General features: G+C 60.6%; 14 protein-coding genes. 7 read left to right on the top strand and 7 right to left on the bottom strand.

The features are described from left to right. The first annotated feature begins 16 nt into the window (after positions 1–16). Together RHIBUN_RS0106390 and RHIBUN_RS0106385 are read left to right on the top strand one after the other, a co-directional pair. Positions 17–556, top strand: coding sequence for a TRAP transporter small permease subunit (locus RHIBUN_RS0106390; RefSeq protein WP_018856575.1), 540 nt, complete (start codon positions 17–19; stop codon positions 554–556). Between the two features lie 20 nt (positions 557–576). Then, positions 577–2124, top strand: a complete 1548-nt coding sequence (locus RHIBUN_RS0106385) for a TRAP transporter large permease subunit (RefSeq protein ID WP_025658919.1) — start codon at positions 577–579, stop codon at positions 2122–2124. Between the two features lie 59 nt (positions 2125–2183). On the opposite strand, the gene RHIBUN_RS0106380 is transcribed toward RHIBUN_RS0106385, so the two are convergent. Then, positions 2184–3293: a TRAP transporter substrate-binding protein gene (locus RHIBUN_RS0106380; RefSeq protein ID WP_018856573.1), complete on the bottom strand. Its 1110-nt coding sequence runs from the start codon at positions 3291–3293 to the stop codon at positions 2184–2186. Positions 3294–3590: 297 nt separating this feature from the next. Between RHIBUN_RS0106380 and RHIBUN_RS0106375 the strand changes: the two genes are divergently transcribed. Further along, positions 3591–4370, top strand: a complete 780-nt coding sequence (locus RHIBUN_RS0106375) for a gamma-glutamyl-gamma-aminobutyrate hydrolase family protein (protein ID WP_025658918.1) — start codon at positions 3591–3593, stop codon at positions 4368–4370. A 45-nt stretch (positions 4371–4415) separates the two neighbouring features. Here RHIBUN_RS0106375 and RHIBUN_RS0106370 read toward each other — a convergent pair whose 3' ends face one another. Further along, positions 4416–5090, bottom strand: a complete 675-nt coding sequence (locus RHIBUN_RS0106370) for a VOC family protein (RefSeq protein ID WP_025658917.1) — start codon at positions 5088–5090, stop codon at positions 4416–4418. Positions 5091–5212: 122 nt separating this feature from the next. Next, complete coding sequence (locus RHIBUN_RS0106365; RefSeq protein ID WP_025658916.1) at positions 5213–6115, bottom strand: adenylate/guanylate cyclase domain-containing protein; 903 nt, start codon at positions 6113–6115, stop codon at positions 5213–5215. A 292-nt stretch (positions 6116–6407) separates the two neighbouring features. On the opposite strand from RHIBUN_RS0106365, the gene RHIBUN_RS0106360 reads away from it, so the two are divergent. Beyond that, positions 6408–6779 (top strand): hypothetical protein, encoded by a 372-nt coding sequence (locus RHIBUN_RS0106360; RefSeq protein WP_025658915.1) that lies wholly within the window; start codon positions 6408–6410, stop codon positions 6777–6779. Positions 6780–6854: 75 nt separating this feature from the next. Here RHIBUN_RS0106360 and RHIBUN_RS0106355 read toward each other — a convergent pair whose 3' ends face one another. From RHIBUN_RS0106355 to RHIBUN_RS0106345, 3 genes are all read right to left on the bottom strand, one after another. Next, the gene (locus tag RHIBUN_RS0106355; RefSeq protein WP_025658914.1) at positions 6855–7802 is read right to left on the bottom strand and encodes a 2-hydroxyacid dehydrogenase; all 948 of its coding nucleotides are present in this window, start codon (positions 7800–7802) and stop codon (positions 6855–6857) included. Positions 7803–7821: 19 nt separating this feature from the next. Then, on the bottom strand, positions 7822–8844 hold the full coding sequence (locus tag RHIBUN_RS0106350; protein WP_018856567.1) for a LacI family DNA-binding transcriptional regulator: 1023 nt from the start codon (positions 8842–8844) through the stop codon (positions 7822–7824). A gap of 121 nt (positions 8845–8965) precedes the next feature. Continuing rightward, complete coding sequence (locus RHIBUN_RS0106345; protein ID WP_025658913.1) at positions 8966–9478, bottom strand: MarR family winged helix-turn-helix transcriptional regulator; 513 nt, start codon at positions 9476–9478, stop codon at positions 8966–8968. Positions 9479–9652: 174 nt separating this feature from the next. On the opposite strand from RHIBUN_RS0106345, the gene RHIBUN_RS0106340 reads away from it, so the two are divergent. The 3 genes from RHIBUN_RS0106340 to RHIBUN_RS0106330 all read left to right on the top strand — a co-directional run bounded on the left by RHIBUN_RS0106340 (position 9653) and on the right by RHIBUN_RS0106330 (position 12695). Beyond that, positions 9653–10444 carry a creatininase family protein gene (locus RHIBUN_RS0106340; RefSeq protein ID WP_025658912.1) on the top strand — a complete coding sequence of 264 codons (792 nt, stop codon included), beginning with the start codon at positions 9653–9655 and terminating at the stop codon, positions 10442–10444. A gap of 125 nt (positions 10445–10569) precedes the next feature. Continuing rightward, on the top strand, positions 10570–11706 hold the full coding sequence (locus RHIBUN_RS0106335) for a GTP-binding protein (RefSeq protein WP_025658911.1): 1137 nt from the start codon (positions 10570–10572) through the stop codon (positions 11704–11706). Continuing rightward, positions 11706–12695, top strand: a complete 990-nt coding sequence (locus tag RHIBUN_RS0106330) for a WD40 repeat domain-containing protein (RefSeq protein WP_025658910.1) — start codon at positions 11706–11708, stop codon at positions 12693–12695. The genes RHIBUN_RS0106335 and RHIBUN_RS0106330 overlap by 1 nt, the downstream gene beginning before the upstream one ends. Positions 12696–12715: 20 nt before the next feature. Here the strand turns inward: RHIBUN_RS0106330 and RHIBUN_RS0106325 are convergent, their stop codons facing one another. Further along, entirely contained in the window at positions 12716–13726 is a 1011-nt protein-coding gene (locus RHIBUN_RS0106325; RefSeq protein ID WP_025658909.1) for a serine hydrolase, read from the bottom strand. Between the last annotated feature and the right edge of the window lie 846 nt (positions 13727–14572).

Below are 14572 nucleotides of genomic sequence, written 5' to 3'. Positions count from 1 at the left end.
AAAAAGGGGGAAAGGCATGCCGGCTTTGCTGACGGTCAGCCGGCTGATCGATGCGGTCAGCCAATTCATGGGCAAACTGTCCGAATACATGGTGCTGCTCTGCTGCCTGATCAGCGCCGCCAATGCACTCATCCGTTACTCGTTCAACTATAGCTCCAACGGCTGGCTCGAGATCCAATGGTATCTCTTCGCCTTCATCGTTGTGCTCGGTGCAGCACACACGCTGCGTATGAACGAACATGTACGCGTCGACCTCATCTACGGCTCCGTTTCCGACAAAGCGAGGATCTGGATCGATATCATCGGTCTCATCGTCTTCCTGATCCCGGCCTGCATCTTCCTGACCTGGCTCTGCTGGCCCTTTTTTCTGTCCTCTTACCAACAGCATGAGATCTCTGCCAATGCCGGCGGCCTGATCCGCTGGCCGGTCAAGTTCATCCTCGTTCTCGGCTTCGGGCTGCTGTCGCTTCAGGGGATCTCCGAGTTGATCAAGCGGATCGCCGCCCTGACCGGCTACATCCTGATCGATACGAAATACGAAAAACCGCTGCAGTAAGCCGGACCGGAGGAACACCATTGTTTGATTTCGGCATTATTCCGCCGGCGATGTTCGTGGGCATGGTTCTATTCATGCTCTACGGCTTTCCGGTCGCCTTTTCGCTGGCTGCCGTCGGCCTGTTCTTCGGCATCATCGGCATCGCCACGGGACATTTCACCGAGGCCTTCCTGCAGGCCCTGCCGCTGCGCTTCTTCGGGATCGTTTCCAACGACCTGCTGCTCGCCATCCCCTTCTTCACCTTCATGGGCGCCATACTGGAGCGCTGCGGACTGGCTGAAGATCTGCTCGAGGGAACAGGCAAGCTGTTCGGCCGCGTTCCCGGCGGCCTTGCCTACGCGGTAATCCTCGTCGGCGCCGTGCTTGGCGCCATCACCGGCACCGTTGCCGCATCCGTCATCACCATGGGCGTCATCTCGCTGCCGATCATGCTGCGTTACGGCTACAGCCCGAGGCTGGCCACCGGCGTCATTGCCGCCTCCGGCACCATTACCCAGGTCATTCCGCCGTCCCTGGTGCTGGTCGTCCTTGCCGACCAGCTCGGCAAATCGGTCGGCGACATGTATCTTGGCGCCATCGGCCCCTCGATCCTGCAGGTCGCGATCTTCATGGGCTATATCCTGATCCTGTCGATCCTGAAGCCGGCCTCTATGCCGCCGCTGCCGAAAGAAGTGCGGGGCGACTTCAACTGGGCGCTGCTCCTGCGGGTTCTGTCCGGGATGATCCCGTCGATCGTGCTGATCTTCCTGGTTCTCGGCACGATCTTCATGGGGCTCGCAACCCCCACCGAAGCCGGTGCGCTCGGTGTTGTCGGCGCAATGGTGCTTGCCGCCATGCACCGCCGCCTCACCTGGCCGCTGATGCAGGAGGCCATGCGCTCCACCATGCACATCACCTCGATGGTGGTGATGATCCTGATCGGCTCGACCTGTTTCAGCCTGGTCTTCCAAGGCATGGACGGCTCGCGCTGGATCGAACACATGCTGTCGGGCATCCCCGGCGGCCCGGTAGGCTTCCTGATCTTCGTCAACATCTTCATCTTCGTGCTGGCCTTCTTCCTCGATTTCTTCGAGATCGCCTTTATCGTCATTCCGATGCTGGCGCCGGTCGCCTCAGCCCTCGGCATCGACCTGATCTGGTTCGGCGTGCTGATCTGCGTCAACATGCAGACGAGCTTCATGCACCCGCCCTTCGGCTTCGCGCTTTTCTACCTGCGCTCCATTGCCGATCGCAGCGTCAAGACGTCGGACATCTACATGGGCGCCCTGCCCTGGGTCTGCATGCAGCTGGTCCTCGTCGCGATCGTGATCTTCTGGCCACAATCGGTAACGTATTGGCTGGACAAGGGACCGAAAGTCGATCCGAACTCGATCAAGATCGAAGTGCCGGGCTTCGGCGGCAACGGCTTGTCGCTGCCCCCGCTGGGAACCCCGGGCGGCGGCCCACCGCAAATGCCCGGACTGAGCTTGCCGCCGATGAACGGCCTGCCCGGCCAGCCGCCCGCGCCGGCACCCGCAACGCCCGCGCCGCCTGCAACGGACCTCGGCCAGCCCCCGAAGATAAACTGACAACAAAAAGCCCCGGACCAAAATCCGGGGCTTTTTGTTTGTCCGAACTGGACTGTCGGTCAAATCTTGCCGGCGCGCTGCTGGATCATCATGAACGTGTCGAAGGTGTACTCCGACAGCTGCGCCCAGAGATACGCATCGCGCTTGAACGCGGTCTGATCCTCGTAGATCTTCTTGAAGTACGGGTTCGAGGCCGAAATCTCGGCGTAGATCCCGAGGGCAGCCTGGAAGCAGGCTTCCATGATTTCCTGGCTGAAGGGACGAAGCGTGGCGCCCTCCGCCACCAACTGCTTGAGTGCCGTGGGGTTCTTCACATCGTACTTTGCCATCATGTTTGTGTTGGCAAAGGCGCAGGCATCGGTCAGTGCCGCCTGATAGTGCTTAGGCAGGCTGTTCCACTTTTCGAGGTTGAAGAAGGCGTGGACCGTCGGGCCGCCTTCCCACCAGCCGGGGTAATAGTAATACTTCGCGACCTTGTGCAGGCCGAGCTTCAGGTCGTCATAGGGACCGACGAATTCTGAAGCGTCGATCGTGCCCTTTTCAAGGGCCGGATAAATATCGCCGCCGGCGATCTGCTGCGGAATGACGCCAACCTTGCTGATGACCTGGCCGGCAAGACCGGCAATACGCATCTTGACGCCCTTCAAGTCGTCAAGCGTATTGATCTCCTTCCGGAACCAGCCGCCCATCTGGGCGCCCGTGTTGCCGGCCGGCAGGCCATAAATGCCCTGCGTGGCGTAAAACTCATTCATCAGCGTGTTGCCGTTGCCTTCGTAGAACCAGGCATTGGTCAGGCGTCCGTTCAGACCGAATGGAATGGCAGTGCCGATCGCGTAAGTCGGATCCTTGCCAACAAAGTAATAGGAGCACGTGTGCGCGGCCTCGACCGTGCCGGCGCTGACGGCATCGGCGGCCTGCAGGCCCGGAATGATTTCGCCGGCCGCAAAAGGCTGAATGGTGAAGTTGCCGTCGGTTGCCGCGGCAAGGTGCTTGGCAATGTCATCCGCAGCGCCATAGATCGTATCGAGGCTCTTCGGGAACGACGACGTCATGCGCCACGAAATTTTAGGGTTCTCTTGTGCAATGGCGGGTGCTGCCAGTGCACCCGCAGCAGCAACGGCGCCGGCGCCGGCGGTTCCTGCCTTCTTCATGAATGAACGACGATCCATCAAAAACCTCCCGTATAGATGGCACTGCGAGGCGAACCCTCGTCTCTACCCGCAGCAATGGCGGGAAGCTAAGCACGGTGGCGACCGTGTTTCAAGCACTGTGCCATTAGTCTTTGGCATCACAACGGCAATATGGCGGCGAAGGGCATTTCCATGAGAATCAGCAGGTTAGCGGTAATTTGCCGGAGCCGCCGGCCACGACTGCCGTAATTCCGCCCGCGATTGCGCCGAGACGTTGACTTCCGGGCCGTTCTCGGCTCTCTCAATAGCCAATTCCATCTTCCGACCGGGGTTAAAATGACGAAGCCGATCGTCGCCGTTCCTGCCGATATCCGCACCTTCGACGGTGCCACATGGCACGCCGTCCAGCATCAGTATGTCCGCGCTGCGCTGAACGCCGCCGGTGTCATGGCCTTCATCATTCCGGCCTTCGAGGAAGGATACGGAACCGACGCGATTCTGGACCGCGTCGATGGCGTTCTCGTCTCCGGTTCGGCCAGCAACGTCCACCCGTCTTACTATGGGGCAACGGCGACCGATGCCGACGGGCCCTTCGATATCGCCCGTGACGCCACCGCTCTGCCGTTGATCCGCCGTGCCATCGACCGCGCCATTCCCTTGCTCGCAATCTGCCGCGGCATTCAGGAACTCAACGTCGCAATGGGCGGCACGCTTGCCAGCGAAATCCAGGACCAACCGGGCATATGGGATCATCGCACCCCGGCCGAGGTAGACCGTGACGGCAAGTACGCGATCCGCCAAAGCGTCTTCGTCAAGGAAGGTTCCTGCATCGCAGGTATCGTCGGCCCCGGCGAGATCAGGGTGAACTCACTGCATCGCCAGGCGATCGCCAAGACCGCGCCGCGCCTGCAGGTCGAGGCGGTCGCCGAGGACGGCACGATCGAGGCCGTGTCCGTGATCGATGCCCCGGCTTTTGCGGTCGGCGTCCAGTGGCACCCGGAGTACTGGGCCGAGACCGACAAGCCGTCCAACCAGATCTTCTCCGCTTTCGGCGATGCGGTCAGGGATTACGCGGCAGGCAAGGTCGCCAAGGCGGCGGAAAAAACCCCCGCCTGATTGGCCTGCCAGTTGCGCGGCCCTTTGTGGCTGCACGGTGAAAACCTACGATGACAGCGGCTTGCCCGCCTGTTCGCGAACCATGTATTCCGCATACCAGGTCGGCCAGTCTTCATCGCGCCTGCCGATGCGCTTCTCATGTTCTCCATGAGCGGCTTCCGCACGGCGCAAGGCGGCGGCGAGATCGCTGGCAGACGAATACATCGTTTCATCAGCATCTATGCGCCCAGGCAGTCGGGTCGTGATCTCCTGAAACAGCCAGCCGTTTCCATCCGGATCGCTGAATGAAGCAAACGAGCCGTAACTCTTGTGCTGGGGATGCGGACCTCTCACGCGTGCATTTTCGCCGGCATGATGGAAGACGCCACCGGCATCGTGGAAGACATCACTCAGCGCGACGCCGCGTTCGGCGAGCTCGGCACGAGCGGCTTCGACATCGGAAACGATCAGATGGAGGCCCTGCGCCGTGCCGGGCACGGCCGCCGTCACGTTCTTGCCGAAGATAATGGAGCAGGGCGAGCCCGGAGGCGTGAATTGAATGACCCTGAAGTCGTCGCCCGTGACGAAATCGGCATCCAGCCGCCAACCGAGATTGCTGTAAAACTGCTTGGCACGGTCGACGTCCGAGACCGGGACGACGATGACCTCGAGCTTCATGTCGGCCGTCCGCATTGCCGGGGTCCTGGCCGCAGTCTCGCTGTGCACAGAGGTATTGCCCATGTTCAGCTCCCTGGTTTGGATACTTCGAGATTGGCAATAAAACTTGGCGAGTGGATCACAGCGACCGCAGGCAGTCGAATCAATTTGTCCCATCCGAGCACGGCGGATAGGAGCTCCTGCGTTTACCTTCGCATCGCCCATCGCAGGCCGACGGCGACCGCCAGGCCCAGCAGCGGCCATATCGCCCAGAACACCCCGTGCCATGTCAGCAAGTTGATGATCACGATACCAATGCCGATGACGGCCAAGCCGGCAAGACGCTGGTCGAAGCGGCTCTGATTCCGGTTCCAGGCCATCGCAGCGACGAATGCAAGGCCGAGGAGCGGCCAGACGGCCCAGAACTCGCCCTGCCATGTCAAAAGATTGATCACAACCAACGCGATCGCGACAACCGCGAACACCCCGCCAATCTTCCGCACCTTCGGAGCAAGGGGGCGCCCCGGCCCAGGTGCCGCAGCCGCCGGCAACGGACGAGCCCGTGGTGCGGGCGTCGTGGACACGTCGTCTCCGATCCGCACAGCATAGCTCGGCACGGCCTCGCTAACGTTCTTCACCGTCAGTGGCCCGAGAAAATCGAAGCCGACGGCGACCTTGTTGCGGACCTGGTCGTAGACCGTGTTGGAGATCACGATGCCGCCCGCTGCTGCGGAAGCCTGAAGCCTGGCGGCGATATTGACGCCGTCGCCGTAGAGGTCGTCACCCTCGGCGATGACATCGCCGAGATTGATGCCGATCCGATAGAGCATGCGTCCTTCCGCCGGCCGGGCGGCGTTTATTCCGACGAGTTCGTTCTGGACATCGATGGCAGCGCGCACAGCTTCGACGACGCTCGGAAATTCCGCGATTAGGCCGTCGCCCCAGGTATTGATCACCCGACCGCCATGCGCGCCGATCAGCCGCGACATCGCATCGCGCGACCACTTCAGCATGGCAAGGGTACCCTCCTCGTCGGCGCCCATCAGCCGCGTATAGTCCTGGACATCGGCCGAGAAGATGGTCGTCAGCTTGCGTCGCATTTCATTCATCGGATTGCGATCCACCCTGGGTTTGGCAAGACAGTTTGCAGCAGCAGCCATCTGACAGGGAGATTTCCCCATTCGAAAGTTCTGCAATAGCTGACCACACTTTTCAACGCATACGCGAACAATGCCCTGGGCGCTTCCAGCAGAAAGATGCGCGTTGCGTGCGATCGAGTAAAACAAATCCGAATGCGCACCGCTGTCAGCAAGACCATGGAACCGCCAAGTCGCAGGAACGTTTCTTGCTCACATCGGGCGCTACCAGCATCCCGCTGGCACTCCTGAACAGGAGGTAACCATGAAAACGCTGATCGTCTCTGCCGGCCTGTTGGCTGCAACCGCCTTTGCGGCGTTTGCGGCGGAACCGGCCAAAATGGTCGATACGAAGATGGGCAAGATCCTGGCAAACGCCAAAGGCATGACGCTCTACACGTTCGACAAGGACGCCATGGGCAAATCGAACTGCGACGAGGCTTGCCTGAAGAAGTGGCCAGCCTTCCACACCGCCGCCAAGGCCAAGGCCGAAGGCGAATGGACACTCGTCAAGGCGGCCGACGGCAAGGAAATGTGGGCATACGAAGGTAAGCCACTTTACACGTTCGCCGGAGACAAGAAGCCCGGCGATATGACAGGCGATGGCGTCGGCGGCGTCTGGCACGTCGCCAAGTAGCCAGGCACGGTAGACTGGGGTGAGGCCGACGGTTTGTCCGCGTGCGCGCCTCATCCCGGCCCGAGACTGAGACAATCAGCCCTTCGCTGGTGTTTCCGGAACTGGCGTCAGCGGCCGGCCCTTCCCGAACCACTCAACGAGATTGTCAACCACCAGATCCGCCATCGCATTGCGCGTCGGCACCGAGCCTGAGGCGAGGTGCGGCAGGAGCACGGCGTTCGGAAGATCGAGCAGCGAAGCCGGCACGTTCGGTTCGTTGTAGAAGACGTCGAGGCCGGCCGCGCCGATCGTTCCCGACTTCAGTGCCGCGGCAAGCGCTTCTTCGTCAACGGTCCACCCGCGCCCGACATTGATGAACACGCCGTCGGGGCCGAGCGCCGAAAGAATGTCGGCATTGATCGTCTTGTGCGTCTGCTGCGTCTTCGGGACGATGGAGATCAGCGTGTCGACGGCTTCCGCAAGGTCCTTCAGCGAGGGGTAGTAGCCATAGGGCGCGGTGGCATGGCGCGTGCGAGTATGATAGCTGATCTTCACCTTGAACGGTTCCAGGCGCTTGGCGATCTCCTGGCCGATGCGGCCAAGGCCATAGATCCCGACATGCCGCCCCTTCAGGGAGAAGCGCGACAGCGGATAGTTCTGCCCGGGCTTCCAGTTGCCGGCCCGCAGCCAGTTCTCGGCACGAGGAAGCTCTCGCACCGCGTTGAGGAGCAGTCCGATCGCCGTATCGGCGACCTCGTCGTTCAGCACATCGGGCGTGTTCGTGACGATGATACCCTTGGTTGCCGCATGCTTGGCATCGACGCCGTCATAGCCGACACCGAAGCTGGAGATCAGTTCGACCTTCGGAAGACTGTCGATTGCTGCCGAATCAAATGTGCCGGAAACGGCGACACCGCGAATCTTTCCAGCGGCCTCCGCGTCAAGCGTCGAGGGATTGGCTTCGACAACGTCGAAGCTCTCCTTCAGGCGTGTCAGGACGCGTTCGTGTATCTTCCCGGGAACGAGAACGGCGATGCGGGACATGGCACTTCCTCTTGGCTTGCTACGGGCGCGGTCGGTAGGGGCTGGTCGACTGGCGGATGCGCATCTCGGGCTTGATCAGATGGATGCCGTCGGGCTCGTGGCTGCCCGCCAGGCGATCGAGAAGCGCGCGGGCAGCAAGGCGTCCGACTTCCGCCTGGCCATTCCAGACGGTGGTCAGCGCCGGCATCGATATTGACGCTTCCTCGAGGTCGTCATAGCCGGTGACGGAAATGTCCTTGCCGGGAACGAGACCGGCGCGGGAAATGCCGTTCATCAGGCCGATCGCGACTAGATCGTTCCAGCAGACCGCCGCCGTCGGCTTTTGCGGCAGCGACAGGAAATGCACCGCCGCTTCGAAACCACCCTGCATCGAGCGCGGACCGGGAATGCGTAGACCCGGATCAACGTCGATGCCGGCCTTGCGCAGCGCATTGACGTAGCCCTGATAGCGATCGCGTCCCGTCGACGTCTGGTCGGTACCGCCGATCATGGCGATCGAGCGATGGCCAAGGCCGATCAAATGGTTGGTGGCGAGCGAAATGCCGTAGCTGTCGTCGCCGCGATAGGTCGGAAGGTCCAATCCGTCCAGCGAGCGGGCCACCAGGATCGCCGGCATGCCGTTGTCTTCCGCAAGCTGCATATCCTCCGGCGGCGTACCGATCGCCGGGGACATTATGACACCGTCCCCACCGAGCTGCAGCAGCGTTTCGATGAAGGTGCGCTGCTTTTCGACGGAGTCGTAATGGTTCGACAGAATGAAGGTGTGCCGACTGCGATCGAGCTCGCTTTCGATCGCCTTCAGGATTTCGCCATAGAACGGGTTCATGATGTCGTGGACGACGACACCGATGATGCCAGAGCGGGACGTACGCAGGCTGGCGGCGCGGCGGTTATAGATATAGCCGAGTGCGCGGGCCTGTTCCTTGATTTTGTCCCGGGTGGCGCCAGCCACGAGCGGGCTGTCACGTAAGGCAAGAGATACGGTTGCTGTGGAAATGCCGAGCGTTTCGGCGATCGTCGAAAGCTTTATCTTTTGAGCCACGTGTCCTCCCCAGGCAACGCGCGGTTGTCCTTGCGCCCAACCATTTCAAGAGTCGAGCACTATTAAAATGTTTAATTAAAAGATTAAACGCAACGAAGCAATTCGTAATTTCACAAATCTGTCAGATTTCCTCAGGCTCATCGAGAGGGATGGCGGCGGACTGCAGGTTGCCGTCGATTGCCCTCAAGAGACGGACAAGATTGCGAATTTCCTTCTCGGAGAACTCCTGGGTGGCCATGCTGTCGCACGCCGAGGACGCCATTTCGATTGCCTTGACGCTGCCGCGACCGAGTTCAGTTAGATAGACCTTGGTCAGGCGGGCATCGTCGGCATCCGGCTTGCGTTCGAGGAAGCCTTGGGCTTCCATGCGCCCGATCGTGCGCGTCATGGTTGGCGCCTTGACGCCGAGCTTCTGTGCCAACCCGCCTGCCGTCATCCCGTCGGTTTCCGCGAGCAGCAAAATCACGCCGTCCTGGCCGGCATAGAGACCGCTTTCAAGCAGGTTGCGAGACAGCACGGTGCGCATCGAGCGGGCCGCCTGTGTCAAAGCCGGCGAAAGATCTACAACCGTATATTCGGTCTGGTCCTTCTTCTTGGATTTCTGCTTCTTACCGTCCTTGTGCTTCTTCCCCATCGCGATTCCTTTGACTTTGCCGTGTTGCGCATCCCTCGCCTTGCAAGGGAGCCGGAACATTCATAATCATCTCCCCTAAATCGATTTTGGTTTAAGGGCTTATGCGATAAGCATTGAGAACGCTGCGCTATCACATTGCGCATCATCTCGTCATAAACAAGAGGGCTTAGCCGGATGAATGTGCCTTCTCGCGACTTCGAACACAACGATCCGAATCTCTCCCCCTCGGACCGCAGTCGGTGGATCGCAATCCTGCCGCTTGGCGCCCACGAGCAGCACGGACCTCACCTGCCCTTCGACACCGACGCATTGATTGCAGCCGGAATCGTTGCCCGGCTCAAGGCTGCAATTCCCGCCGCCTCGCCGGTCACGTTTCTGCCGACAGAAACAGTCGGCTATTCGATCGAGCACATGGACGTGAAGGGTACGCAAACGCTGACATATGGAGAGGCCATCCAACGCTGGCTCGGCATTGCCCGGAGGCTCTCGGACATGGGCATTCGCAAGTTGGTGATGTTGAATGCCCATGGCGGCAACTCACCGCTGATGACGATCGTTGCGACGGAGGCCCGCGTCCGGTTCAACATGCTCGCCGTCGCCACGAGTTGGACGCGCTTCGGCGTTCCCGCCGATGTCATCTCGCCCGAGGCAAAGGCGATCGACATCCACGGCGGCGACATCGAGACGTCGGTGATGCTGGCGCTTCACCCGGATAAGGTCGACATGACCAAGGCTGCAGACTTCCCGTCCCGACAGTCGGATTTCGCTGCCCGCTTCAAGCATCTGCGTGCCTATGGCCCGCACGCCTTCGGATGGAAAATGTCTGACCTTAGCCCATCGGGCGTGGCGGGCAACGCGTCGCTGGCGACGGCGGAGAAGGGCGAGGCGCTGATTGCGCAGTCCGTGAGGGGGCTAGCCGAACTGCTGCAGGACGTCGATGCATTCGACGCGGCGGAGCTCGATTGAAACCATCGCCGGTGCGATGTGATCTTATAACATACAAAACCCTTTGAACTGCCGCCCGCAACTCCTTATATGAGACCGACGAATTTTCAGCCCCGCCCCCGGGCGTGCCATCTCTCGAGGTTCTTATGACCGACGCGATCCCCACCCAGCAGAAGCCTATCCCCGTTACCGTTCTCACCGGCTACCTCGGCGCCGGCAAGACGACCTTGCTCAACCGCATCCTGTCGGAGAACCACGGCAAGAAGTATGCGGTCATCGTCAACGAGTTCGGCGAGATCGGCATCGACAATGACCTCATTGTCGAATCCGACGAAGAGATCTACGAGATGAACAATGGCTGCGTCTGTTGCACCGTGCGCGGCGACCTGATCCGCGTTGTCGAAGGCCTGATGCGCCGCCCCGGCCGTTTCGACGGCATCATCGTTGAAACGACGGGCCTTGCAGATCCTGTGCCGGTCGCCCAGACCTTCTTCATGGATGACGACGTGCGCGCCAAGACGGAACTCGACGCCGTTGTCGCTCTCGTCGACGCCAAGCATCTGCCGCTGCGCCTGAAGGACAGCCGCGAGGCCGAAGACCAGATCGCCTTTGCCGACGTCGTCCTGATTAACAAGACCGACCTCGTCACCCCGGAAGAGCTGGCGCAGATCGAGGATATCGTTCACGCCATCAATCCCTCGGCCCGCGTCTACAAGACCAGCCGCTCGGGCGTCGATCTGGCCCGCGTTCTCGATCAGGGGGCTTTCAACCTGGAACGCGCGCTGGAGAACGATCCGCACTTTCTTGATCATGACCATGACGATCACGTCTGCGGTCCGGATTGCGACCACGACCACCATCATCATCATGCGCATGATCACGACCACGATCATGACCATCACCACCATGACCATGACCATGATCATGATCATGATCATGATCATGACCACCATCATCATGGCGCCATGTCGCCGATCCATGACGTGACGGTGCAGTCGGTCTCGCTGCGTGGCGGCGAAATGAACCCGGAACGCTTCTTCCCCTGGATCCAGAAGATCACGCAGACTCAGGGGCCGAATATCCTGCGCCTCAAGGGCATCATCGCCTTTAAGGACGATCCCGAACGCTACGTCGTTCAGGGTGTCCACATGATCATCGAAGGTGACCACCAGCGCCCCTGGAAGGACGGCGAGAAGCATGAGACCCGTCTTGTCTTCATCGGCCGCGAACTTGATCACGAAAAGCTCGAAGCTTCCTTCAAGGCATGCGAGGCGGCGGCCTGATGCCCACAGTTGCCCCGTTTGATCTCGACGGCCATATCCTGGCCGTCGAATTTTTAGGTGACACCCCCTTCTTCGCCAATGCCGCTGGCACCATCCACCGCCTCGACGGCGGCGAGAAGGTGACCGAGGCCCATCAGGGCATGCTGAGCTGCATCCACGACCCGTATAGCGGAAGCCTGATTTCCGGCGGTGAGGACGGCAAGGTGCTGCGCATCGGAGCCGATGCCGGGGTGACCGAGCTTGCAAACGCGCCGCGCAAATGGATTTCCCAGCTTGCCGCCGGCCCGCAGGGCGCCGTCGCCTACTCCTACGGCAAGAGCGCTCTCGTGCGCCTCGCCGACGGCACGACCAAGGAATTTACCGAAGAGCGGACCGTCGAAGGCCTCGCCTTCGCGCCCAAGGGCATGCGCATTGCCGCCGCGCGCTACAACGGCGTGTCGCTGCATTGGGTCGGCACCGCTGCCAAGCCGGTCGACCTCGAATGGAAGGGCGCCCATACCGGCGTCACCTTCTCGCCTGACGGCAACTTCCTCGTCACGACGATGCAGGAGAATGCACTGCACGGATGGAAGCTCGACAGCAAGGCGGGCGCTGAAGCCCGGCACATGCGCATGACCGGCTACCCCGCCAAGGTGAAGTCTCTCTCGTGGTCCGCGAAGGGCAAGTGGCTTGCCTCGTCAGGTGCGCCGGCTGCGATCGTCTGGCCATTCCAGGGCAAAGACGGCCCGATGGGCAAAGCGCCGCTCGAGCTCGGCACCCGCGCCAACATCATGGCGACCTCAGTGAAGTTCCACCCTGTCGAAGACATCCTGGCGATCGGCTTCATCGACGGCATGATCCTCGCCGTCCGCATTGCCGACAGCAAGGAAGCGCTGCTGCGCCGACCCGGCAAAGGCGCGATCACGTCGATGAGCTGGAGCAAGAACGGCAAGCTGCTGGCCTTCGCTTCCGAAGCCGGCGATTGCGGTGTCGTCGATATCGCAGCCTAAGCTTTTGCGCGGCTGTATTATCAGGACAGCCGCGCCGCCTCGATAATCTCCGCAAGAACACCATGCAGCGCATCGCGGTAGCCGGTGCGCGCCGATGGGCCGCTCTCGTCCGATGTCATGACAACAGTCATGCCGAGCGAGGGGACGATGTAGAGCATCTGGCCGCCATATCCCCAGGCAAAATGGACCTCCTCGCCGCCAATCTGTCGCGAGAACCAGCCGTAGCCATAATCGTCGCCGGAGAAGCGCGAATTGGTGCGGTGCTGCCACGATTGCGCGATCCAGTCCGCAGGCACGACCTGCGTACCATCCGCAGCCTTGCCGCCGTTGCGATAGAGTTCGCCGAAAGCCAGCAGCGAGCGGGCCGTCATCGCCATCTGGTTCCCGCCGAGATAGATGCCCTGCGGATCGCGCTCCCAGGCGCCGATCCTAAAGCCGCTAACGGGTGCCAGCCATTCGCGGGCGAGCGCCAGCGTCGACCTCCCGCTGACCTTCGTCAGGATCGCCGAGAGAAGGTGCGTGGAGGCGGTCGAATAGAGCATTTGACCGCCAGGCGCGTCGTCGAAAGGTTGGGCAAGGGCAAAACGCACCCAGTTGCGCGAGGCAACCCAGCGCCCGTAATTGGGACCAGACAGGCGACCAAGCCCCGCCTGCATCGAAAGTAGGTTGCCGATGGTGATCTCGTTAAGCCGCGGATCGGGATCGGCAGGCAGATCAGCTTTCAGGATCGGAGCGATCCGTTGGTCGGGGCTTTCCAGCAGTTTCTTTTCGATGGCGATGCCGACGAGGCATGAAATGATCGATTTGGAAGCGGACTTGATGTTGACTGACTCAGTCGCGGCGTGGTCGCCGTAGCCCTGTTCCGCCACCGTCCGCCCATCCCTGGCGACGATCACGGTTCTCAGCGGCTTCAACTCCACGCGTGAGGACAAGCTCTCGAGCAAAACTGCCGTCCGGCCGTTCTCCGGCTGTGCAACGGCAGCGAGCGGCGACAGCAGGAAAGCGACGAGCAAAGCGAGGCGCGTGATCATTTCGCTGAGCTAGCGTAGGCAGAATGCATAATCATCGTCCGCCCGATGCGGCTCACGCGGACGTGAAAATTTATGATCGGCGGGGACGCGTCTGATGAACACGACCACAGGCGTAGGCCGCCATCCCGCAGGCAGCCCAAGGCGCCGCGCGAAGCCATGCTTCGTGACGGTTTTCCCGATAGGAGTGGGCAGGCGATTTGGGGTAGCGGAATGGGATGTCAGGCTGCATCGCCTGCCCGATTGCGGCGAGCTTTCCGGCTTCTCAAGTTCGACAGGAGCGTCTCCCGATCCCGATTCCCCGATGGATCTTCAACCCTGACGGTATCCGACCCAGCCTCGGCAACCATCATCGAGCGCCGAAATATGAACGGAAGGCGGACCGGTTCATGAACCCGGCTCCCTGCCAGATGACGAGGAGATTATAGGGCGACCACGCGCCAGCGAGGAAAACCAATGCCCAAACTTTCATCTATATGCTTGAAATAATTGCAAATTCGTGAGAACAAATCAGGAATTTCGCCCACTTTGGGGCGAAACTCAGGTGTTGCTAAAATATCATTAATTTTTGCTCTCACAGTTTTTTGTTCATCTGGCGTTCAGAAAACTCTTTGGAAAGCCACTTTTTGAGCCCACATTGAACTCCTGAGAATAGGAGTGCATGAATGATTCTAAGGGCCACTGCCGCAGCGACTATATTCGCGGTTTATGCTTTCACGATGTTCTTCATCGCCGCTATACCTGAAAATGTCGTTCAGACTGCCGGAACTCAATTGGTCGACACAAGCGTCGTCAAATAATTGAAGCCTGAGGGGGCACGCAGTCATAAAAGTTTAGGCTAAGCGTTCG

The organism is Rhizobium sp. IBUN (assembly GCF_000510625.1).
Lineage (GTDB): Bacteria > Pseudomonadota > Alphaproteobacteria > Rhizobiales > Rhizobiaceae > Rhizobium > Rhizobium altiplani.
The sequence above is the reverse complement of the archived record's forward strand: the minus strand, read 5'-3'. Positions and strand labels throughout refer to the sequence as shown.

Bases quoted from the DNA above. Each gene is read 5' to 3' on its own strand.
- RHIBUN_RS0106390 (WP_018856575.1), top strand. From the start codon at position 17: ATGCCGGCTTTGCTGACGGTCAGCCGGCTGATCGATGCGGTCAGCCAA.
- RHIBUN_RS0106380 (WP_018856573.1), bottom strand. From the start codon at position 3,293: ATGGATCGTCGTTCATTCATGAAGAAGGCAGGAACCGCCGGCGCCGGC.
- RHIBUN_RS0106375 (WP_025658918.1), top strand. From the start codon at position 3,591: ATGACGAAGCCGATCGTCGCCGTTCCTGCCGATATCCGCACCTTCGAC.
- RHIBUN_RS0106370 (WP_025658917.1), bottom strand. From the start codon at position 5,090: ATGGGCAATACCTCTGTGCACAGCGAGACTGCGGCCAGGACCCCGGCA.
- RHIBUN_RS0106365 (WP_025658916.1), bottom strand. From the start codon at position 6,115: ATGAATGAAATGCGACGCAAGCTGACGACCATCTTCTCGGCCGATGTC.
- RHIBUN_RS0106360 (WP_025658915.1), top strand. From the start codon at position 6,408: ATGAAAACGCTGATCGTCTCTGCCGGCCTGTTGGCTGCAACCGCCTTT.
- RHIBUN_RS0106355 (WP_025658914.1), bottom strand. From the start codon at position 7,802: ATGTCCCGCATCGCCGTTCTCGTTCCCGGGAAGATACACGAACGCGTC.
- RHIBUN_RS0106345 (WP_025658913.1), bottom strand. From the start codon at position 9,478: ATGGGGAAGAAGCACAAGGACGGTAAGAAGCAGAAATCCAAGAAGAAG.
- RHIBUN_RS0106340 (WP_025658912.1), top strand. From the start codon at position 9,653: ATGAATGTGCCTTCTCGCGACTTCGAACACAACGATCCGAATCTCTCC.
- RHIBUN_RS0106335 (WP_025658911.1), top strand. From the start codon at position 10,570: ATGACCGACGCGATCCCCACCCAGCAGAAGCCTATCCCCGTTACCGTT.
- RHIBUN_RS0106330 (WP_025658910.1), top strand. From the start codon at position 11,706: ATGCCCACAGTTGCCCCGTTTGATCTCGACGGCCATATCCTGGCCGTC.
- RHIBUN_RS0106325 (WP_025658909.1), bottom strand. From the start codon at position 13,726: ATGATCACGCGCCTCGCTTTGCTCGTCGCTTTCCTGCTGTCGCCGCTC.